Origin of the sequence: Streptomyces acidicola (genome assembly GCF_009377235.1) — a bacterium.
GTDB classification, from domain to species: Bacteria; Actinomycetota; Actinomycetes; order Streptomycetales; family Streptomycetaceae; genus Streptomyces; species Streptomyces acidicola.
In genome coordinates this window covers 47,894-71,127 of the sequence record NZ_VMNX01000016.1, presented here as the reverse complement: position 1 = coordinate 71,127, position 23,234 = coordinate 47,894, and the positions used below count along the sequence as shown (strand labels likewise).

The following is a 23,234-nucleotide window of genomic DNA, read 5'->3' as shown; positions in this document are numbered from 1 at the left end:
CCGCCAGCCCCGCACCGTCACCCGCGGCGAGCGCCTGCCCGACTGGTTCGCCGAACTGCCCGCAGACCGGCCCCTCGTGCTCGCCTCACTCGGCACCGGACTGCCCGGCACGGTGCTCGAATTCCTCGACAAGGCCCGCGAGTTCGGCGCCCCCATCCCCGTCTACGACCCCGCCGAACCCCTCGACACGGTCGTCGAGGCCCTCTCCGCGCTGGACTGCGCCGCCGTCGTCTCCACGCTCGGCATGCCCGTGGACACCGTCAAGGCCGCGCCCCACGTCCGCGTCGTCGACCGCTTCCCGCAGCAGCTCCTCCTCGAACACACCGCGTTGTTCCTCACCCACGGCGGCTACAACAGCATCCGTGAGGCCGTGCGCGCCGGCGTCCCCATGGCGGTGCGGCCCATGTTCGGCGACCAGCAGTACAACGCGCTGCGCGTCGCCGACCTCGGCCTCGGCGAACACATCGCGACCCGCGGCGCCGAACCCATGCTTCAGGCCTGCCGCCGACTCCTGGCCGACGAGAACGTTACCGACGAGGCCCGGCGCGCCCGGAAGGAGATGCTCGCCCTGCCCGGCATCGACGCCGCCGTCACCCATCTCGAACGCCTGGCCGCCAACTGACGGCCCCTCCCGCAGACCCGCACCGACGCCGACGCGGCCCCCGTGGCCCGTCGGCGCCGTCATGATCCCGGCGCGCGCTCCATCTCCTTGTGTTTCCCCCAGTCGTCCGTCCGAATAATCGAACCAGTTGGGCGAACGGATCAGGCCACCCCCCACGTTCCCGGCCGCCGCACGCCGACGCCCCCCACAGGCCCCGGTCCAGTATCCGAAGACGTGGCGACGAGTCATCCGCGGGAGAGAACGTGTCCGAACAAGCTCGCTCCACCTCGGCCACCCGCCCGTTCGCGGGCACCCCACGCCCCTGGCTCCTCACCGGGCAGGGCACCCGAGCCGTACGGGAACAGGCCCGCATCCTGCGGACCCTCGTACACGCCGGAGATCCGGACCGCATCGCGGCGGCCCTGCTGCACGGCGTCGACCCGGCCCACCCCTGTCGCGCGGCCGTCACCGCGACCGGCCCCGACGACCTCGCCGCGGCCCTGGACGCCCTGGCCGACGGCACCCCCACCGACCACGTCACCGAGGGCCGGCCCACCGCCCGCGACGGCGGACCCGTCTTCGTCTTCCCCGGCCACGGCTCACAGTGGCCCGGCATGGCCCGTGAACTCCTCGACACCTCACCGGTGTTCGCCCGCCGCATGGAAGAGTGTGCCGACGCCCTCGCCCCGCACCTGGACCACAACCCCCTCGACGTCCTGCGCGGCACCCACGCGCTGACCACACCCGACGTCACCCAGCCCGCCCTCTTCGCCGTCATGGTGTCGCTGGCCGCCCTATGGGAGAGCGTCGGCGTACGGCCCGCGGCGGTCGTCGGCCACAGCCTCGGCGAGATCGCCGCCGCCTGCGTCGCGGGAGCCCTCACCCTCGACGACGCGGCCCGCGTCGCCGCGAGCTGGGGCACCGCCCAGCTCAGCCTGCACGGGCGCGGCGACATGGTGTCCGCCCTGATGCCCGTCGAACGGCTGCGGGAACGACTCGCGCCCTGGCACGGCAGGCTCCACCTCGCGGCCGTCAACGGCCCCGACAACGGAGTCGTCTCCGGTGATGCCGACGCCGCGGCCGAACTCCTCGCCGAGCTGACCGCCGAAGGCGTCCGCGCCCGTACCGTCGACTACGGCGTCGCCGCGCACTCACCGCACATCGACGAGATCACCGACCGTATCCGCGCCGACCTCGCCGCCCTCACCCCGCGCGCGGCCCGCATCCCCCTGTACGCCGCCTCGGCCGGCACGGCCCTCGACGGAGTGACCCTCGACGCGGACCACTGGGCCGCCGCCCTGCGCGACACCGTCGAGTTCGTCGCCGCCGTCGGCACCGCACTCGACGCCGGCCACCGGCACTTCCTGGAGATCAGCCCGCACCCGCTGCTCACCCCCGGTCTGGAGACCGTCCTCACCCGGGCGGGCGTCACCGGCACCGTCCACACCACCCTGCGCCGGGACGCGGGAGACATCGACCGCTTCCAGCGCGCCATGGCCGAGTACTGGACGACCGGCGGCGACCCCGACTGGGCCGCCCTGCACGACCCCGCCACCGACCCGGCCGACCTGCCCGACGAACTCGCCGACGCCGCCGCCGTCGAGGACCCCGACACCATCGGCACACCCCTCGGCGTTCAGGCGGCCGCCCTGCACGACCGCCTCGGTGACCTGCCGGAACCCGACCGGCGCCGCGCCCTCGTCGACCTCGTCCGCGACCAGGTGGCCGACCTGCTGGAGCTGCCAGGCGGCGCGCCCACGCACGTGTCCTTCCGCGACCAGGGCGTCGAATCGGCCACCGCCGTCGCCCTCCGGGACCGTCTGCGCGCCGCGACCGGACTGCCCCTCGCCCCGACCGCCGCCTTCGACTACCCGACCCCCGCGGCCCTCGGCCACCACCTCTACGAACAGCTCTACGGCACCACCGCCGCCGACCCCGGCACCGCCGCCGGTCACGCGCACTCCGACGAGCCCATCGCCGTCGTCGGCATGGCCTGCCGCTTCCCCGGCGACGCCGACTCGCCCGAGGCCCTGTGGCAGCTCCTCCTGGACGGCACCGACGCCGTCACCCCGCTGCCCGACGACCGGGGCTGGGACATCGAGGGACGCTACGACCCCAGCGGCACCGCGCCCGGCGGCTTCCTCCAGCGCGAAGGCGGATTCCTGCGCGACGCCGCCGACTTCGACGCCGCCTTCTTCGGCATCAGCCCGCGCGAGGCCCTCGCCATGGACCCGCAGCAGCGGCTGCTGCTGGAGACGACGTGGGAGGCGCTGGAGCGGGCGGGCATCGACCCGACGACCCTGCGCTCCACGGCGACCGGCGTTTACCTCGGCCTCATGACGGCCGACTACGACCGTGCCGCCGCCACCGCCTCCACCGACGTCGCCGGCCACGTCCTGACCGGCAACGCCGTCAGCGTCGCCTCCGGCCGTATCTCCTACACCCTCGGCCTGGAGGGCCCCGCCCTCACCGTCGACACCGCCTGCTCCTCCTCCCTGGTCGCCCTCCACCTCGCCTGCGAGGCCCTGCGCGGCGGCGCCGCGACCACCGCCCTCGCCGGCGGCGCGACGGTCCTGCCGAGCCTGGAGATGTTCGCCGAGTTCTCCCGCCAGCGGGCCCTCGCACCCGACGGCCGCTGCAAGGCGTTCTCCGCGCAGGCCGACGGATTCTCGCTCAGCGAGGGCGCCGGCATGCTCGTCCTGATGCCGCTGTCCGAGGCCCGGCGCCAGGGCCGCGAGGTCCTCGCCGTGATCCGCGGCAGCGCCATCAACCAGGACGGCGCCTCCAACGGCCTGACGGCCCCCAGCGGCCCCGCCCAGCAGCGCGTCGTCCGCCAGGCCCTCGCAGGCGCCGGTCTGCGCCCCGCCGACGTCGACGCCGTCGAGGCGCACGGCACGGGCACCCGGCTCGGCGACCCCATCGAGGCACACGCCCTTGCCGCCGCCTACGGCCGCGACCGCGAGGAGCCCCTGTGGCTCGGTTCGGTCAAGTCCAACATCGGCCACACCCAGGCCGCCGCGGGTGTCGCCGGCGTCATCAAGATGGTCATGGCCCTGCGCGAGGAACGCCTCCCGCGCACCCTGCACGCCGACGAGCCGTCCTCCCACATCGACTGGTCGCACGGCACACTGCGAGTCCTCCAGGAGGAACGCCCCTGGGCGCGCGGGGACCGTCCGCGCCGGGCGGGGGTCTCGTCGTTCGGCATCAGCGGCACGAACGCGCACCTCATCCTCGAAGAGGCCCCCGTCGCCGAGGAGCCGGACCCGGCCGAGGAACCGCTCACGCGACTGCCCGTGGTCCCGTGGGTCGTGTCGGCCCGCAGCGAGCGGGCCCTGCGGGACCAGCTGGACCGCCTGACGGCACTCGACGCGGACCCGCTCGACGTGGCCTGGTCACTGGCCACCACCCGTGCGGCCCTGCAACACCGCACCGTCGCCCTGCGCCCCGGAGCCGTCATCTCCGGGACGGTCTCGGAGGGCCGTACGGCGTGGATGTTCACGGGGCAGGGGAGTCAGCGTCCCGGTATGGGCCGGGAGTTGTACGACATCTTCCCGGTGTTCGCGTCGGCGCTCGATGAGGTGTGTGGGCTGCTGGATGCCGGTCTTGGTTTCGAGCGGCCGTTGAAGGAGGTGTTGTTCGCCGGGGAGGCGGAGGACGGGACCGGGTATGCGCAGTCGGCGTTGTTCGCGTTGCAGACGGCCCTGGTGGCGTTGCTGAGGTCGTGGGGCATGCGGCCGGAGCTGGTGCTGGGGCATTCGGTGGGTGAGTTCGCCGCCGCGTATGCGGCCGGGGTTTTCGAACTCGCGGATGCTGTACGGCTGGTGGCTGCTCGGGCCCGGTTGATGCAGGCGTTGCCCGAGGGCGGTGCGATGGTGGCCGTGGAGGCGTCCGAGGCCGAGGTCGCCGACTGGCTGGTGGACGGTGCGGTGATCGCGGCCGTCAACTCGCTTACGGCCGTGGTGGTGTCGGGTACCGAGGCCGCCGTCCAGATGGTCGCCGAGCGGGCGCGGGACGCGGGACGGCGGACGACCCGCCTGAAGGTCTCGCACGCGTTCCACTCGCCGCTGATGGAGCCGGTGCTCGCCGAGTTCACGACGGTGGCCGAGCAGGTGAGCTTCAACCGGCCGGCGGTGGCGGCTGTCAGCACGCTGACGGGTGCCTCGCTGTCCGACGGCGACTGGACGAGCGCTGCCTACTGGGCCGAGCAGATCGTCGGGCCGGTGCGTTTCCATGACGCGCTGACCGCCGCCCGTGCCCAGGGCGCGGAACGCTTCCTGGAGATCGGCCCGGATCCCGTGCTGACCGCGCTGGCCGGTGACGTGCCGGCCGCCGCGACCCTGCGCAAGGACCGCCCGGAGGCGGAGACGGTGCTGACGGCCGCCGCCGAACTCTACGTCCGGGGCACCGGGATCGACTGGCCCGCGCTGTTCGCGGGGACCGGCGCCCGCCGTGTCGACCTGCCCACGTACGCCTTCCAACGGCAGCGGTACTGGCTGCCCGACCACGCCCGTCCCGCGCGCCCGGCCGAGAGCGGAGAGGGCGCCGCCGACGGGGGGTTCTGGGAGCTCGTCGACCAGGGTGACGCCGACTCGCTCGCCGGAGAGCTCGGTGTGGACAGCGGTGCCCCGCTGGACGCCGTCCTGCCGGTGCTCGCCGACTGGCGTCGCAAGCGCCGGGAGGAGTCGCAGCTTGCCGGGCTGCGCTACCGGATCACCTGGCGGCCCGTCCGCACGCCGGCCCCGGGCAGCCTGGACGGCGCCTGGCTGATCGCGGTCGACGAGGACACTCCGGCCGGGCTGGTCGACGCGGCCGCGGGCTCGCTGCGGGCCGTCGGTGCCGACGTGACGGTCGTGACCGGACCGGCCGCCGACCCGCAGACGCCGTACGCGGGCGTACTGTCCCTGCTCGCCGATCCCGCGCACGTGGTGGCACTGACGCAGGCGTGCCCGGAGAGCCGGCTGTGGTGCGTGACCTTCGGAGCCGTGGCCGTGTCCGGCCGCGAGGGACTCGCGCGCCCGGAACAGGCCGCAGTATGGGGGCTGGGCCGGGTCGTGGCGCTGGAGCAGCCCGACCGCTGGGGCGGACTGATCGATCTGCCGGACGAACCGCAACCCCGGCTCTGGCAGCGGGTCGCGGCCGTGCTCGCCGCCCAGGGAGCGGGGGAGGACCAGCTCGCCGTGCGCGCCACGGGCGTCCACGCCGCCCGGCTGGTGCGCGACCGCTCGGCACGGCCCGCGCGGTCCTGGCAGCCGCACGGCACCGTCCTGGTCACGGGCGCGACCGGCGCCCTGGGCGGGCACCTTGCCCGCTGGCTGGCGGCCGGCGGCGCGGAACACCTCGTCCTCGCGTCACGGCGCGGAGCCGACGCCCCCGGTGCCGCCGAACTCGGCGCGGAACTGGACGAGTCGGGCACCGCCGTCACCTTTGTCGCGGGCGACGTCGCCGACCGCGAGACCGTCGCGTCCCTCCTGGACACCTATGCGCCGACGGCCGTCGTGCACGCCGCGGGCATCCTCGACGACGGGCTCGCCGCCGACCTCACCCCCGAACGTCTGGCCCGCGTCCTCGCCGTGAAGGCCGAGGGCGCCCGGCATCTGCACGAGCTGACGCGGGAGCGGGAGCTGGACGCCTTCGTCCTGTTCTCGTCCGTCACGGCCGTCCTCGGCAACGCCGGGCAGGCCGCCTACGCCGCCGCCAACGCCCGTCTCGACGCGCTCGCCCAGCACCGCCGCGCCGCCGGGCTGCCCGCGACGTCCATCGCCTGGGGGCCGTGGGGCGGTGGCGGCATGGCGGCCGACGAGACCGTCGCCGAACACTTCCGCCGCCAGGGCATACGACCCCTGGAGCCGTCCCGTGCCCTGGACGTGCTCCGCCGCGCCCTCGACGAGGACGCCACCTGCACGACCGTCGTCGACATCGACTGGCAGCGCTTCGCCGCCGCCGCGTACACCCCGCGCCCGCTGCTCGCCGACCTCCCCGAGGCCGCGCCGCCCACGACCGATGCCGGGCCGAGCGCACCGGCCGCGGGCGCCCTCGGCGCCGAACTGTCCGGCCGCACGCCCGCGGAACAGGACCGGGTGCTGCTCGACCTCGTCCTCGACCAGGTCGCCGCCGTCCTCGGGCACGCCGACCGGACCGCCCTCGACGCCGGCCGCGCCTTCAAGGACCTCGGCTTCGACTCGCTGACCGGCGTCGCCCTGCGCCACCGACTCGCCGCCGCCACCGGGCTGTCCCTGCCCGCCACCCTCGTCTTCGATCACCCGGCCCCGACCGCGCTCGCCGCGTTCCTGCGCACACAGGTCCTCGGCGTCACCACGGACGAGATCGAGCGTGGCGGCCCCGCCCTCGCCCCCGCCGGCGCCGATGACGACCCGGTCGTCATCGTCGGCATGGGCTGCCGCTTCCCCGGCGGCGTGACCACCCCCGACCAGCTGTGGGACCTGCTCGCCTCCGGCGCGGACGGCCTCACGCCGTTCCCCCAGGACCGCGGCTGGGACGTCGAGCGCCTCTACCACCCGGACCCCGGCCGTTCCGGCACCACCTACGCCCGCACCGGCGGATTCCTGCACGACGCCGCCGACTTCGACGCCGAACTGTTCGGCATCAGCCCGCGCGAGGCCCTCGCCATGGACCCGCAGCAGCGGCTGCTGCTGGAGACCACGTGGGAGGCACTGGAGAGGGCGGGCATCGACCCGCTGTCCCTGCGCGGATCGGCCACCGGCGTCTTCGCCGGCACCAACGGCCAGGACTACCGCGACACCGCCCACGCCCCGGGCGAGGACGTCGAGGGCTACGTCGCCACCGGCTCGGCCGCCAGCGTCCTGTCCGGCCGCGTCAGTTACACCCTCGGCCTGGAGGGCCCCGCCCTCACCGTCGACACCGCCTGCTCCTCCGCGCTGGTCGCGCTCCACCTCGCCGCGCAGGCGATCCGCCAGGGCGAATGCCGCACCGCCCTCGCCGGCGGCGTGACCGTGATGGCCACACCGGGCATCTTCGTCGAGTTCTCCCGCCAGCGCGCCCTGTCCGCCGACGGCCGCTGCAAGGCCTTCGCCGAGGGCGCCGACGGCACCGGCTGGTCCGAGGGCGCCGCCGTCCTCGTACTGGAACGGCTCTCCGACGCACGCCGCGCAGGCCACCCCGTGCTCGCCGTGCTGCGCGGCTCCGCCGTCAACCAGGACGGCGCCTCGAACGGTCTGACGGCTCCCAACGGGCCCTCCCAGCAGCGGGTGATCCGGCAGGCCCTGACCGCCGCCGGACTGCGGCCCGGCGACGTGGACGCGGTCGAGGCGCACGGTACCGGCACGAGCCTCGGCGACCCGATCGAGGCGCAGGCCCTGCTCGCGACCTACGGCCAGGACCGCAGCGGGCCCCTGTGGCTGGGGTCGGTGAAGTCCAACATCGGCCACACCCAGGCGGCGGCAGGCGCGGCCGGCGTCATGAAGATGGTGCTGGCCCTGCGTGCCGGGCAGTTGCCGCCCACCCTGCACGTCGACGCTCCCTCCAGCCGGGTCGACTGGGACTCCGGTGCAGTGCGGCTGCTCACCGAGGCGCGGCCCTGGACGCGCGGGGAACGCCCGCGCCTGGCCGGTGTGTCCGCGTTCGGCATCAGCGGCACCAACGCCCACGTCATCCTGGAGGAGCCGCCCGCCGCCGACGCCCCGGTCGCCGAGGCCCTCGTGGCCGATGCGCCGGCCACCGACGCCCCCGCGGTGGACACGCCGGCCACCGAGGTACCGGCCCCGGCCCGTCCCGTCGGCACCGTGCCCTGGATCCTCTCCGGCCGGACCCGCCAGGCCCTGCGCGCGCAGGCCGCCCGACTCGTCGCCCACCTCGCCGACCGGCCCGGCCTCACCCCGGCGGACGTGGGCCGCACGCTGGCCACCGCCCGTGCCGCCCTCGACCACCGCGCCGTCCTCGTCGGCGACGACGCCGGCACCCTGACCGCGGCCGCCACCGCCCTCGCCGACGGCGACCCGGCCGCGCCGGTCACGTCGGTGGCGGGCGAGGGCCGCACGGTGTGGGCCTTCACCGGACAGGGCAGCCAGCGTCCCGGCATGGGCCGCGCACTGTACGACGCCCACCCGCTGTTCGCGCACACCCTCGACGACACGTGCGCGCTGCTCGACACCGAACTCGCCGGCGCCGACGGCTTCGACACACCGCTGCGCACCGCGCTGTTCGCCACGCCGGACAGCCCCGAGGCCGCCCTGCTGGGCCGCACCGGCTACGCGCAGGCCGCGCTGTTCGCCCTCCAGGTCGCCCTCGCCGAACTGCTGCGCTCCTGGGGCCTCACCCCCGACGCACTGGTCGGCCACTCCATCGGCGAGCTGGCCGCCGCCCACACCGCGGGCGTCCTCGAACTCCCCGACGCCGTACGGCTGGTGGCCGCCCGCGCCCGGCTGATGCAGGCGCTGCCCGAGGGCGGCGCGATGGCGGCCGTCGAGGCGGACCCCGAGGAGGTCGAGCCCTGGCTGACCGACGGCGCGGTGATCGCCGCCGTCAACGGGCCGGCCGCCGTGGTGGTCTCCGGTACGGAGACCGCCGTGGACACCATGCTGAGCATCGCGCGCGAGCACGGGCGGCGCGTCACCCGGCTCAAGGTGTCGCACGCCTTCCACTCGCCGCTGATGGAGCCGATGCTGGCCGAATTCGCCGCCGTCGCGGGCGAGCTCACCTACCGGCGGCCCCGCATACCGGCCGCCAGCACCGTCACCGGCCGGCCCCTCGGCGCCGACGACTGGGCGAGCGCCGACTACTGGGTACGCCAGGTGCGCCGGCCCGTCCTCTTCCACGACGCCGTCCGCACGGCCACCGGCGAACTCGGCGCCACCCGCCTGCTGGAGCTCGGCCCCGCCCCGGTCCTCGCCGCCCTCGCCCAGCGCACCGCCCCCGACCTGACCGTCGCGGTCGCGGCCCTGCGCGCGGGCCGAGCCGAGCCCGACACCCTGCTCACCGCCGTGGGAGAACTCTTCGTACGCGGTACCCGGGTCGACTGGACGGAGGTCTTCCGCGACACGGACGCCCAACTGATCGACCTGCCCACCTACGCCTTCCAGCGCGAACGCTTCTGGCTCCCGGACCGCACCGCCCACCAGCCCGCCGAGGGGGGCTCCAAGGACGAGTTCTGGCAGCTGGTCGACACCGCCGACCCCGCCACGGTGGCCCATGAACTGGGCCTGCCCGAGGGCGCCTCCATGGACGCGCTGCTCCCGGCCCTGACGCGGTGGCGACGCCGGCACGAGGAACGCGCCGCGCAGGACCGTCGGCGCTACCGCGTGGTGTGGAAGCCGGTGCCGACACCGCGCACGGCTCGCCTCACCGGCCGCTGGCTGATCGCCGCCCCGGCCGGCGCACAAGACACCGACGCCTGCCTCGACGCGCTGCGCGCCGCAGGCGCCGACGCCGAACTCCTCACCCTGCCCGCATCGACCAGGACCGGGGAACTCGCCGCGCACATCAGCGAGTACGACCCGGACGGCATCGTTGTCGTCCCGGACGCCGCCGAAGCCCTCCCCACACCCCACCTGAACCTCCTCCAGGCACTGACCGCCGCCGGACTTCAGACCCCGGTGTGGGCCGTCACCCGGTCCGCCGTCGCCGTCACGGCCGGGGAACCCCTCACCCGCCCCGACCAGGCGCAGATCTGGGGCTTCGGCCGCACGGCCGCCCTCGAACTGCCCCGACTGTGGGGCGGTCTCGTCGACCTCCCGGACGACGCCGGCCCCGACGCCTGGCAGCGCCTCGCCGCGGTCCTCGCCGCACCCGGTCCGGAGGACCAACTGGCCGTCCGCGCCTCCGGCGTCCACGCCGCCCGCCTCGCCCACGACGTGCCGAGTGACACCGTGGCCGGAGCCCCCGCACTGCCGGCGCCGCGCGGAACCGTACTGATCACCGGCGGCACGGGCGCACTCGGCGCCCATGTCGCCCGACGCCTCGCCGACCTCGGCGCCGCACACCTGCTGCTGGTCTCTCGCAGCGGCCCGCAGGCCGTCGGCGCCGACGCACTGCGCGACGAACTCACCGCCCGCGGCGCCCGCGTCACCCTCGCCGCCTGCGACGTGGGCGACCGCGACGCACTGGCCGAACTGATCGCCGCGATCCCGGCCGAAACGCCCCTGACCGGTGTCGTCCACACGGCCGGGCTCCCCCAGAACACCCCGCTCACCGCCACCACCCCGAACAACCTCGCCCAGGTGGTCTCCGCCAAGGTCACCGGGGCGAGGCACCTCCACGAACTGACCGCCGGCCTCGACCTCGACCTGTTCGTGCTGTTCTCGTCCGTGGCGGCCGTCTGGGGCAGCGGCGGTCAGGCCGCCTACGCGGCCGGCAACGCCTACCTCGACGGGCTCGCCCAGCACCGCCGTACCCTCGGCCTGCCCGCGACCTCCGTCGCCTGGGGCCCGTGGAGCGGCGGCGGCATGGCCGCCGACGAAGGAGTCGCCGAGCACCTCACCGAACGGGGCCTCGCCCTGCTCGCACCGGACAGCGCCCTCACCGCACTGGAGGAGGCGCTCCTCTCGGACCGCACCTGCGTGACCGTCGCGGACGTGGACTGGGAACGCTTCGCCCCCACCTTCACCTTCACCCGTCCCAGCCCGCTCATCGCCGACCTGCCCGAGGTCGTCGCAGCCCAGGCCGCGACAGCCGGCGCCGGCGACGCACCGGACGCCGCCGAGGGCGAACTCGCCCGCACCCTGCGCGCACTGCCCCCGGCCGAACAGGACCGCACCCTCCTGGACCTCGTCCAGTCCCAGGTCGCCGCCGTCCTCGGCCACGCCTCCCCGGCCGTCATCGACCCCGAACGCGCCTTCAAGGACCTCGGGTTCGACTCCCTCACCGCGGTCGACCTGCGCAACCGGCTCGCCGCGAGCACCGAAGTCGCCCTGCCCACCACTCTCGTCTTCGACCACCCCACACCGTCCGCCCTCACCGCCCACCTGCGCGACCGCCTCCTCGGCACGGGCGCCGGTCCCGACTCGGCCGCCCCCGAAGCCACGTCCTTGGCCGACGACGAACCCATCGCCGTCATCGGCATGGGCTGCCGCTTCCCCGGCGGCATCCAGTCCCCGGAAGACCTCTGGGACGTCCTGACCGCCGGCGAGGACCGCATGTCGCCGTTCCCGGACGACCGCGGCTGGGACATCCCCGGCCTGCTGGAGTCCACCTCGGCCGCCCTCGGCACCCCGTTCGCCGGACGCGGCGGCTTCATCCCGCACGTCGCGGGCTTCGATGCCGAACTGTTCGGTATCTCCCCGCGCGAGGCCCTCGCGATGGATCCGCAGCAGCGGCTGCTGCTGGAGACCGCGTGGGAGGCGCTGGAGCGTGCGGGCATCGACCCGACCTCGCTGCGCTCCACGGCGACCGGTGTGTACGCGGGTGTCTCCGCCAACGGCTACGGCGGCGCCGTGCACGAGGCCGACGGCGAGTCCGCCGGCTACCTGCTCACCGGAAGCACCCCGAGCGTCGCCTCCGGCCGCCTCTCCTACGTCCTCGGCCTGGAGGGCCCGGCGGTCTCCGTCGACACCGCCTGCTCCTCCGCGCTGGTCGCCCTGCACCTGGCCTGCCAGGCCCTGCGCTCCGGCGAGTGCGACACGGCCCTCGCGGGCGGCGCCACCGTCATGGCCAACCCCACGGCGTTCGTCGAGTTCTCGCGCCAGCGCGGCCTCGCCCCGGACGGCCACTGCAAGCCGTTCGCCGAGGCGGCCGACGGCACCGGCTGGTCCGAGGGCGCCGGCGTGCTGGTCCTCATGCGCCGATCCGAAGCGGAACGGCGTGGCCACCGGGTGCTCGCCCTCGTCCGGGGATCCGCCGTCAACCAGGACGGCGCCTCGAACGGTCTGACGGCTCCCAATGGCCCGTCCCAGCAGCGGGTGATCCGTCAGGCTTTGGCAGCGGCCGGTCTGCGCCCCGACGACGTGGACGCCGTGGAGGCGCACGGTACGGGCACCCGTCTGGGTGACCCGATCGAGGCGCAGGCTCTCCTGGCGGCCTACGGCCAGGACCGTGACGAGCCCCTGTACCTCGGGTCGATCAAGTCGAACATCGGGCACACGCAGGCCGCCGCCGGTGTTGCCGGCGTCATCAAGATGGTCATGGCGCTGCACGCCGAGCGCCTGCCCCGCACCCTGCATGTCGACGAGCCGTCCTCACACGTCGACTGGGAGGCCGGTGCGGTACGCCTGCTCACCGACCAGCACGACTGGCCGCGCGGCGAACGCCCGCGCCGCGCGGGTGTGTCGTCGTTCGGCATCAGCGGTACGAACGCCCACGTCATCCTCGAAGAGGCCCCGCCCGCCCCGCTTGCGGTGCCGGAGGAACGGAACGGCACGCCGCCCGTGGTGCCCTGGGTCGCATCCGCACGGACGGCCACCGCCCTGAGGGCCCAGATCGAACGACTGACCCCGCTCGACGCCGACCCGCTCCACATCGGCCTGTCACTCGCCACCGGCCGCGCCACGCTCGAACACCGCGCGGTGCTGGGCGTGACCGACACGGCGGTCATGGGGTCGGTCATTGAGGGTCGTACGGCGTGGATGTTCACGGGGCAGGGGAGTCAGCGTCCCGGTATGGGCCGGGGGTTGTACGAGGTGTTCCCGGTGTTCGCGTCGGCGCTCGATGAGGTGTGTGGGCTGCTGGATGCCGAGCTGGGCTTCGAGCGGCCGTTGAAGGAGGTGTTGTTCGCCGGGGAGGCGGAGGACGGGACGGGGTATGCGCAGTCGGCGTTGTTCGCGTTGCAGGTGGCGCTGGTGGCGTTGCTGCGGTCGTGGGGGATGGCGCCGGGTGTGGTGCTCGGTCACTCGGTGGGTGAGTTCGCGGCTGCCTACGCCGCAGGGGTGCTTGAACTTCCCGATGCTGTACGGCTGGTGGCTGCTCGGGCCCGCCTGATGCAGGCGTTGCCCGAGGGCGGTGCGATGGTGGCGGTGGAGGCGTCCGAGGCCGAGGTCGCGGGCTGGCTGGTGGACGGTGCGGTGATCGCGGCCGTCAACTCGTCCACGGCCGTGGTGGTGTCGGGTACCGAGGCCGCCGTTCAGATGGTCGCCGAGCGGGCGCGGGACGTGGGACGGCGGACGACCCGGCTGAAGGTCTCGCACGCGTTCCACTCGCCGTTGATGGAGCCGGTGCTCGCCGAGTTCACGACGGTGGCCGAGCAGGTGAGCTTCAACCGGCCGACCGTCGCGGCGATCAGCACGCTCACGGGCGCCCCGCTGTCCGAAGGCGACTGGACGACCCCCTCCTACTGGGCCGAGCAGATCGTCAAGCCGGTGCGTTTCTCCGACGCGTTGGACTCGGCCCGTGCCCAGGGTGCCGCACGTTTCCTGGAGATCGGCCCGGACCCGGTACTCACCGCGCTGTCCGGCGACGTATCGGCAGCCGCGACTCTGCGCAAGGACCGTCCCGAGCCGGAGACGCTGCTCACCGCGTGTGCCGAACTCTTCGTCCGGGGCGCCGACTTCGACTGGTCCGCCCTCTTCGACGGCACCGGCGCCCGGCCCGTCGACCTGCCCACCTACCCCTTCCAACGGCAGCGTTACTGGCTCGAACCCACCCGCCCCGTCCTCGACGCCGGCGGGCTCGGCCTGGGTGCGACCCGGCATCCGATGCTCGGTGCCGCCGTACGGCTGGCCGGTTCCGACACGGCCGTCCTCACGTCGCGGCTGTCCGTGCGGACCCACCCGTGGCTCGGCGATCACACGGTCGACGGCACGGTCGTCGTCCCCGGCACCGCGCTGCTCGAACTCGCGGTCCAGGCCGCCGATCACGTCGGTCTCCACGGCGTGGACGAGCTGACGCTACGCGCCCCGCTGGTGCTGGCGCACGACAGTGCCGTACAGGTGCAGACTTCGGTCGACGCGGCCGAGGCCCAGGGAACCCGTACCGTGCGCATCCACGCCCGACCGGACGGCGCGCCCGACGACGAGCCGTGGACTCTGCACGCCACCGGCACCCTCGGTGCGGCCGCACGGTCCGCCGTGCCCGAGTGGGACCTGCGGGTCTGGCCGCCCGCCGGGGCCGAACCCGTCGCGGCCGACGACCTGTACGCGCGCCTCGCCGAGACCGGGATGGTGTACGGCCCGGCGTTTCAGGGGCTGCGTTCGCTGTGGCGCGCGGGCGGTGATCTGTTCGTCGAGGCGGAGCTGCCCGAGCACACGGCCGACGACGCGTCCGGCTTCGCCCTGCACCCGGCTCTCCTCGACGCCGTGCTGCACGCTCTCGGCATCGACGACACCGAGGCCGACGCGGAGGCGGGGGAGGGGCGTCGGAAGGCACTGCTGCCCTTCTTGTGGTCCGGCGTTCACCCGTCGGCCGTCGGAGCGTCCGCCGTGCGGGCCCGGCTGACCGTCCGTGCGCCCGGCGAGGTCGCTCTGCGGATCGCCGACGCCACGGGTGAACCGGTCGCCGACGTCGACCGGTTGGTGCTGCGGCCGGTGGCGGCCGGTGAGGTCGGAGCCGGCAGCGCCCGGCATCTGTACCGGATGCGGTGGATCACTGCCCCCGCGTCGCCGACACGGTCGGTCACCGAACTCGGCGTGCTCGGCGAAACCGCGCTCCTCCCGGCCGGGGGCGGCCTGCGGTCCGGCGTCACCGCGTTCCCCGACCTCGCGGCTCTCACCGCCGACGAGACTGCCCCCGCGACCGTCCTGTTGCCCGTTCCCGCGGGGCAGGCCCCGGCCGAGGCGGCGTCCGGCGTGCTCAGCGCGCTCCAGGGCTGGCTGGCCGAACCCGGCCTGGTCACCAGCCGTTTGGCCATCGTGACCACCGGTGTCCGCACCGATCCGGCGGCCGCCGCCGTATGGGGTCTCGTCCGTACGGCGATCAGTGAGCACCCCGACCGGTTCACGCTGGCCGACACCGACGGAACACCCGAGTCGTGGCAGGCGCTCACCGAACGGCTCGGTGCGCTCGTCGACGGCGGAGCGACCCAACTCGCCTTCCACGACGGCCAGGTGCTCCAGCCCCGACTCGCCCGGGTGACGGACGCGGCGACCGGCGACCCGACCTGGCCCGGCGACGGCACCGTACTGATCACCGGCGGCACCGGCGGGCTGGGCGCCCTGGTCGCCCGGCATCTCGTGACCCGACACGGCGTACGCGATCTGCTGCTGCTCTCGCGCAGCGGCCCCGAGGCGCCGGGCGCCGACGAGCTGGTCCGCGAGCTCACCGCCCACGGGGCCAGAGTCGCCGTCACCGCCTGCGACGTCGCCGACCGCGCCGCGCTCGAAGCGGCCCTGTCCGGCGTGCCGTTGAGCGCCGTGGTGCACACGGCGGGTCTCCTCGACGACGGCGTGCTCACCGACCTCACCCCCGACCGCTTGGCGCGCGTCCTCGCAGCGAAGACCGAATCGGCCCTGCACCTGGATGAGTTGACAGCCGACCGTGACCTGCGCGCGTTCGTGCTGTTCTCCGCCGTCGCCGGAGTCGTCGGTTCCGCCGGGCAGGCCGCCTACGCCGCCGCCAACGCCGCGCTCGACGCCCTCGCCGCCCACCGCCACGCGCGCGGCCTGCCCGCCACGTCCCTGGCCTGGGGCATGTGGGAGCACACCACCGGCATGGGTGGCCGTCTGACGGACGCGGACGTGGCCCGCATGCGCCGCCTCGGCTACCCGGCACTGGCCACCGACGACGCGCTCGCCCTCCTCGACGACGCGCTGCGCACCGGTGAACCGGCGCTCGTGCCCGCTGCCCTCGACACCACAGCGCTGGCCGCACGCGGCGACGCCCTGCCCGCCGTACTGCACGGCCTGGTCCCGGCATCCCGCCGCAGGCGCTCGGCCCACCGCGCCACGGGCGGCGCGGACGTGCCGCTCACCGTCCGACTGCGCGGCCTGCCCCGCGCCGAACAGGACCGTGCCCTGCTCGACCTGGTGCAGACACAGGTCGCCGCTGTGCTCGGCCATGCCGACGCCGCCGCCGTGGACCCCTCCCGCGCCTTCAAGGACATCGGCTTCGACTCGCTCACCGCCGTCGACCTGCGCAACCACCTCGGCACCGCGACCGGGCTGCGCCTCCCGGCGACCCTCGTCTTCGACCACCCGAGTCCCAGCGCCCTCGCCGCGTTCGTGCACCGTGAACTCCTCGGTGCGGACCCGGCCCACGAGTCCGCGACCCCGGCCGCACGCCCGGCCGGCGCCGACGAACCCGTCGCGATCGTCGGCATGGGCTGCCGCTACCCCGGCGGCATCACCTCCCCGGAGGACCTGTGGCGTCTGGTCTCCGACGGTGGCGACGGCATCACCGGCTTCCCGACCGACCGCGGCTGGGACCTCGACGGGCTCTACGACCCCGACCCCGACCGGCCGGGCACCGCGTACGTCCGCGAAGGCGGATTCCTGCACGACGCCGCCGACTTCGACGCCGAACTGTTCGGCATCTCCCCGCGCGAAGCTCTCGCGATGGATCCGCAGCAGCGGCTGCTGCTGGAGACCGCGTGGGAGGCGCTGGAGCGGGCGGGCATCGACCCGACGTCCCTGCGCGGCACCGACACCGGCGTCTACGCGGGCCTCATGTACCACGACTACGCGGCCCGGCTGCACACCGTCCCCGACGAGGTCGAGGGCTACCTCGGCAACGGCAACGCGGGCAGCGTCTTCTCCGGCCGCATCGCCTACGTCTTCGGCTTCGAAGGCCCCGCCGTCACCGTCGACACCGCCTGCTCCTCCTCCCTCGTCGCCCTGCACCTGGCCTGCCAGGCCCTGCGGTCCGGCGAGTGCCACACGGCGCTCGCCGGCGGTGTGACCGTCATGGCCACCCCGCAGACCTTCGTGGAGTTCTCCCGCCAGCGAGGCCTGGCAGCCGACGGCCGCTGCAAGTCGTTCGCCGACGGCGCCGACGGCACGGGCTGGGCCGAGGGCGCCGGCGTCCTGGTGCTCATGCGCCTGTCCGAGGCCCGCCGCCGGGGCCACCGCGTGCTCGGCGTGATCCGCGGGACCGCCGTCAACCAGGACGGCGCCTCGAACGGTCTGACGGCTCCCAATGGCCCGTCCCAGCAGCGGGTGATCCGTCAGGCTTTGGCGGCGGCCGGTCTGCGCCCCGACGACGTGGACGCGGTCGAGGCGCACGGTACGGGCACCCGTCTGGGTGACCCGATCGAGGCGCAGGCCCTCTTGGCGGCCTACGGCCAGGACCGTGACGAGCCCCTGTACCTCGGGTCGATCAAGTCGAACATCGGGCACACGCAGGCCGCCGCCGGTGTCGCCGGCGTCATCAAGATGGTCATGGCGCTGCACGCCGAGCGCCTGCCCCGCACCTTGCACATCGACGAGCCGTCCTCACACGTCGACTGGGAGGCCGGCGCCGTGGCACTGCTCACCGAGGAACGCCCGTGGACGCGTGGCGAACGCCCGCGCCGGGCCGGTGTCTCCTCCTTCGGCATCAGCGGCACCAACGCCCATGTCGTCGTGGAGGAACCCCCGCTCGCCGAGCGGGCACCCGACACCGCCCCCTCGGCCGGGCTCCCGCTCATCCCCTGGATCATCTCCGCCCGCACAGCCGACGCCCTGCGCGCCCAGACCGAGCGCCTGACGTCCGCGACCGGCGACCCACTCGACATCGGCCTCTCCCTGGCCACGACACGGGCCAGGCTCGAACACCGGGCCGTCGTCCTGGGCACCGACACCACCACCCTGCACGCCGCACTCGCCGAGCCCGTCGTCAGCGGCGCGGCGGTCGAGGGTCGTACGGCGTGGATGTTCACGGGGCAGGGGAGTCAGCGTCCCGGTATGGGCCGGGAGTTGTACGACATCTTCCCGGTGTTCGCGTCGGCGCTCGATGAGGTGTGTGTTCTGCTGGATGCCGGTCTTGGTTTCGAGCGGCCGTTGAAGGAGGTGTTGTTCGCCGGGGAGGCGGAGGACGGGACCGGGTATGCGCAGTCGGCGTTGTTCGCGTTGCAGACGGCCCTGGTGGCGTTGCTGAGGTCGTGGGGCATGCGGCCGGAGCTGGTGCTGGGGCATTCGGTGGGGGAGTTCGCCGCCGCGTATGCGGCCGGGGTTTTCGAACTCGCGGATGCTGTACGGCTGGTGGCTGCTCGGGCCCGGTTGATGCAGGCGTTGCCCGAGGGCGGTGCGATGGTGGCGGTGGAGGCGTCCGAGGCCGAGGTCGCGGGCTGGCTGGTGGACGGTGCGGTGATCGCGGCCGTCAACTCGTCCACGGCCGTGGTGGTGTCCGGAACCGAGGCCGCCGTTCAGACGGTCGCCGAGCGGGCGCGGGACGTGGGACGGCGCACGACCCGGCTGAAGGTCTCGCACGCGTTCCACTCGCCGTTGATGGAGCCGGTGCTCGCCGAGTTCACGGCCGTCGCCGAGCAGGTGAGCTTCAACCGGCCGACCGCGGCGGCTGTCAGCACCTTGACCGGTGAGCCGCTGTCCGAAGGCGACTGGACGACCCCCTCCTACTGGGCCGAGCAGATCGTCAAGCCTGTCCTGTTCCGTGACGCGCTGTCCGCAGCCCGCGCTCAGGGCGCTGCACGTTTCCTTGAGATCGGCCCCGATCCGGTGCTCACCGCGCTGGCCGGCGACGTATCGGCAGCCGCGACTCTGCGCAAGGACCGTCCCGAGCCGGAGACCCTGCTCACCGCGTGTGCCGAACTCTTCGTCCGGGGTGCCGACTTCGACTGGTCCGCCCTCTTCGACGGCACCGGCGCCCGGCCCGTCGACCTGCCCACCTACCCCTTCCAACGGCAGCGTTACTGGCTCGACGCGCCGCCCGCCGCCTCGGACGCCGACGGTCTCGGGCTGGCCCGGACGGACCACCCGCTGCTGGGTGCCGCGGTGCCGGTCGCCGGTTCGGACACCGTGCTGCTCACGTCGAGCCTGTCGGTGCGGACGCACCCCTGGCTGGCCGATCACGCCGTGGCCGGTTCCGTCGTGGTGCCGGGTACGGTCCTCCTGGAGCTCGCGCTTCAGGCCGGGGAGCGCGTGGACGCCGGGCAGTTGGCCGAGCTGGCCCTGCGTGCGCCGATCGTGCTGCCCGAGCACGGCGCCGTACAGCTTCAGATCGCCGTGGGAGCCGAGGGTGGCGAAGACGCGCCCGACGGTGGACGCACGCTCCACGTGTACGCCCGCCCGCAGGAGGCCGGACCCGACGAGCCCTGGACGCTGCACGCCACGGGCACCTTGGACACGGCCGAACCGCTCGCCCCGGACTGGGACTTGAGGGTCTGGCCGCCCGCCGGTGCCGAGCCCGTGGAGTTCGGCGACCTGTACGACCGGCTCGCCACGTCCGGTCTCGACTACGGTCCCGCGTTCCGCGGTCTGCGTCGGGTCTGGCGGCACGAGGGCCGGCTGTACGCGGAGGCCGAACTGCCCGAGCCCGTGGCCGGGGACTCCTCGTCCTACGGCCTGCACCCGGCCCTGCTGGACACCGTCCTGCACGGTCTCGGTCTGCACGGGGAGACCACCGACGGGTCGCTGCCCTTCCTGTGGTCCGGCGTCCGCCTGACCGCCGTGGGCGCGGGTACCGTACGGGCCGCGCTCATCCCGCGCGGCGCCGGGGACGTCGCCCTGCGTGTCGCGGACGCGACGGGCGAACCCGTCGCCGAGATCGACTCCCTCGTCCTGCGTGCCCAGTCCCCGCGACACGTCACCGCCACCGGCCCCGACGACCTGTACCGGCCGCACTGGACCCCGGCCCCCGAGACGGAAGCCGTCCCGGAGCGGACCGTGTGGACGGTCGTCGGCAGCGCCCCGGCCGGTGCACCCGCCGTCCCGCACCCCGACTTCGACGCGTTGGCCGCGGCCGGCGACGTACCCGACACGGTGCTGCTGCCGGTCGCCCCGGACGGCGGAGAGGACGTGACCGCCACGGTCGCCCTCGTTCTCTCCCGGCTCCAGCAGTGGCTGGCCGACGAACGATTCGCCGCGTCGCGTCTCGTCGTGCTGACCGCGGGAGCCGTACGGGTCGAGAGCGCCGCGGACGGGGCGCCCGACGTCGCCCGGGCCGGTGTGTGGGGGCTGGTCCGCACCGCGATCAGCGAGAACCCCGGCCGGTTCGCCCTCGCCGACACCGATGACGATCCTGCCTCCCTGGACGCCCTCGCCGCGGTCCTGCGCGCCACCGACGAAACGCAGTTCGCGGTGCGCGCCGGCCGGGTGTGGCTGCCGCGTCTCGTCCGGATGGCCGCCGACGGGGTGCTCGCCCCGCCCGCCGGTGCCGGTGACGCATGGCGTCTGGACATCGTCGACCAGGGCCGCCTCGACGGCATTTCCCTCGTCCCCGAGGAGCGGCGCCCGCTCGGCCCCGGCGAGGTCCGGGTCGCGATGCGCGCGGCCGGCGTCAACTTCCGCGATGTGCTGAACGTCCTGGGCATGTACCCCGGGGACGCCGGCCGGATGGGTCTGGAAGGCGCGGGCGTCATCGTGGAGACCGGGCCCGGCGTGGACCGCCTGGCCGTCGGGGACCGGGTGATGGGCATGCTCGACGCCGCCTTCGGCCCCACCGCCGTGGCGGACGCCCGCACGCTCGCGCCGATGCCGAAGGGCTGGACGTACGAACAGGCCGCGTCCGTGCCGATCGTGTTCCTCACCGCCTACTACGCCCTGGTGGACCTCGCCGGGCTCCAGGAAGGCGAGTCCGTGCTGATCCACGCCGCCGCCGGCGGTGTCGGCATGGCTGCCGTACAGCTCGCCCGGCACCTCGGGGCCGAGGTGTACGCGACGGCCAGTGAAGGCAAGTGGCCGGCCGTGCGGGAGCTCGGCGTGGACGCCGACCGCGTCGCCTCCTCCCGCACGACCGAGTTTGAGCACCACTTCCGGGCGGACGGTGTCGACGTCGTCCTCGACTCGCTCGCCGGGGAGTTCGTGGACGCCTCGCTGCGGTTGCTGCGGCCGGGCGGACGGTTCGTCGAGATGGGCAAAACCGACATCCGCGAGGCGGGCGTGGTCGCCGCCGAGCACGGGGTGTCGTACCGGGCCTTCGACCTCGTGGAGGCCGGGCCCGACCGGATCGGCGAGATGCTCGACGCCCTGCTGGAGCTGTTCGAGCAGGGCGCGCTGCGACCGATCCCCGTGACCGCCTTCGACATCGCCCGCGCTCCCGAGGCACTGCGGCTGCTCCAACAGGCCAAGCACGTCGGCAAGGTCGTCCTGACCGTGCCCGCGCCCTGGTCCCGGCCGGGCACCGTGCTGATCACCGGCGGCACCGGCGGCCTCGGTGCGCTGCTCGCCCGGCACCTCGTCGAACGGCACGGCGTCCGCGATCTGCTGCTGCTGTCGCGGCGGGGCCCCGAGGCCCCCGGCGCCGCCGAACTGCGCGCCGCGCTCGCCGAGTCGGGAGCCCATGTCGATGTCGTCGCCTGCGACGTGAGCGACCGTGAGCAGCTCGCCGGCGTCCTCGACGGCGTCCCGCTGAGCGCCGTCGTGCACACGGCCGGCGTCCTCGACGACGGCATCCTCACCGGCCTCACCGGCGAGCGCCTGGCCCACGTCCTGGCCGCGAAGACGGATGCCGCACGGCATCTGCACGAGCTGACCGCCGGTTTCCCCCTCGACGCCTTCGTGCTGTACTCGTCCGTCGCCGGAGTCATCGGCTCCGCGGGCCAGGCCGCGTACGCCGCCGCCAACGCCACGCTCGACGCACTGGCCACCGCCCGCCGTGCCCAGGGGCTGCCCGCGGTGTCCCTCGCCTGGGGCATGTGGGAGACCGAGGCGGGCATGGGCGGCACCCTGTCGCGGACCGAACTCGCCCGCATGCGCCGCCAGGGCTTCCCCGCCCTGCCCGGCGACGAGGCCCTCGCCCTGCTCGACGCCGCCCTGCGTATCAACGAGCCCGTCGCGGTCCCCGTCGCGCTGCGCCCGGCCGCCCTCGCCGAACACGCCGACAACCTCTCCGGCGTGCTGCGCGACCTCGTCCCCGCCGCCCGCAGGCGCAAGGCCGCCGCACGCGACGCGTCCGGCACGGCCGAGAACCTCACCGCGCGGCTCACCGCCCTGACCGCCCCCGAACAGGACCAGCTCCTGCTGGACCTGGTCCGCGCCCAGGTGGCCGCCGTACTCGGCCACTCCTCGCCCGCCTCCGTCGAACCCACCCGCGCCTTCAAGGACCTCGGCTTCGACTCGCTCACCGCCGTCGACCTGCGCAACCGGATCGGTGCCGCGACCGCGCTGACCCTCCCGGCCACGCTCGTCTTCGACCACCCCACCCCCGAGGACCTGGTACGGCTCCTGCGCGACCGGCTCCTCGCCGGCACGGCAGCGCCCGCCTCGGACGACAACGGCATCGACCCGCAGGTACGGGACCTGCTGACCGCGATCCCGATGGTGCGGCTCCGTGAGTCCGGCGTGCTCGACCTGCTGCGCCGGCTCGCCGACCGGCCCGCCGACACCACCGGCCCCGACGATGCGCGGCCCGCTGCTGCCCCTGCCGCCCACGCCGAACAGCCCCGACAGCCCGCATCCCTGGACGCGATGGGCGCCGACAGCCTCGTCCAGCTGGCCCTGAAGCGAGTGCAGCGACCGGCGTGACCCGGGACGCCGGCCGGTCCCGCAACGGCCGGCGGCCCGGTACGCCCAGCTCGTTCACCGCGACCGTGGAGAAGGACATGACTGCATCCGCCGAAGAACTCGTCGAAGCCCTGCGCGAGTCCCTCAAGGAGAACGACCGACTCTGGCAGCGCTACCAGGACCTCGTCACGGCGTCCCGC

At 74.5% G+C, this 23,234-nt stretch carries 2 protein-coding genes; both read left to right on the top strand.

Features of this window, described 5'->3' with window-relative positions; genetic code table 11:
* The coding region (locus FPZ41_RS07920; RefSeq protein WP_194236022.1) for a glycosyltransferase at positions 1-622 on the top strand (622 nt) is incomplete at its 5' end.
* 242 nt (positions 623-864) lie between these two features.
* Complete coding sequence (locus FPZ41_RS48040) at positions 865-23,055, top strand: type I polyketide synthase (RefSeq protein WP_322619943.1); 22,191 nt, start codon at positions 865-867, stop codon at positions 23,053-23,055.
* The last annotated feature ends 179 nt before the right edge of the window (positions 23,056-23,234 follow it).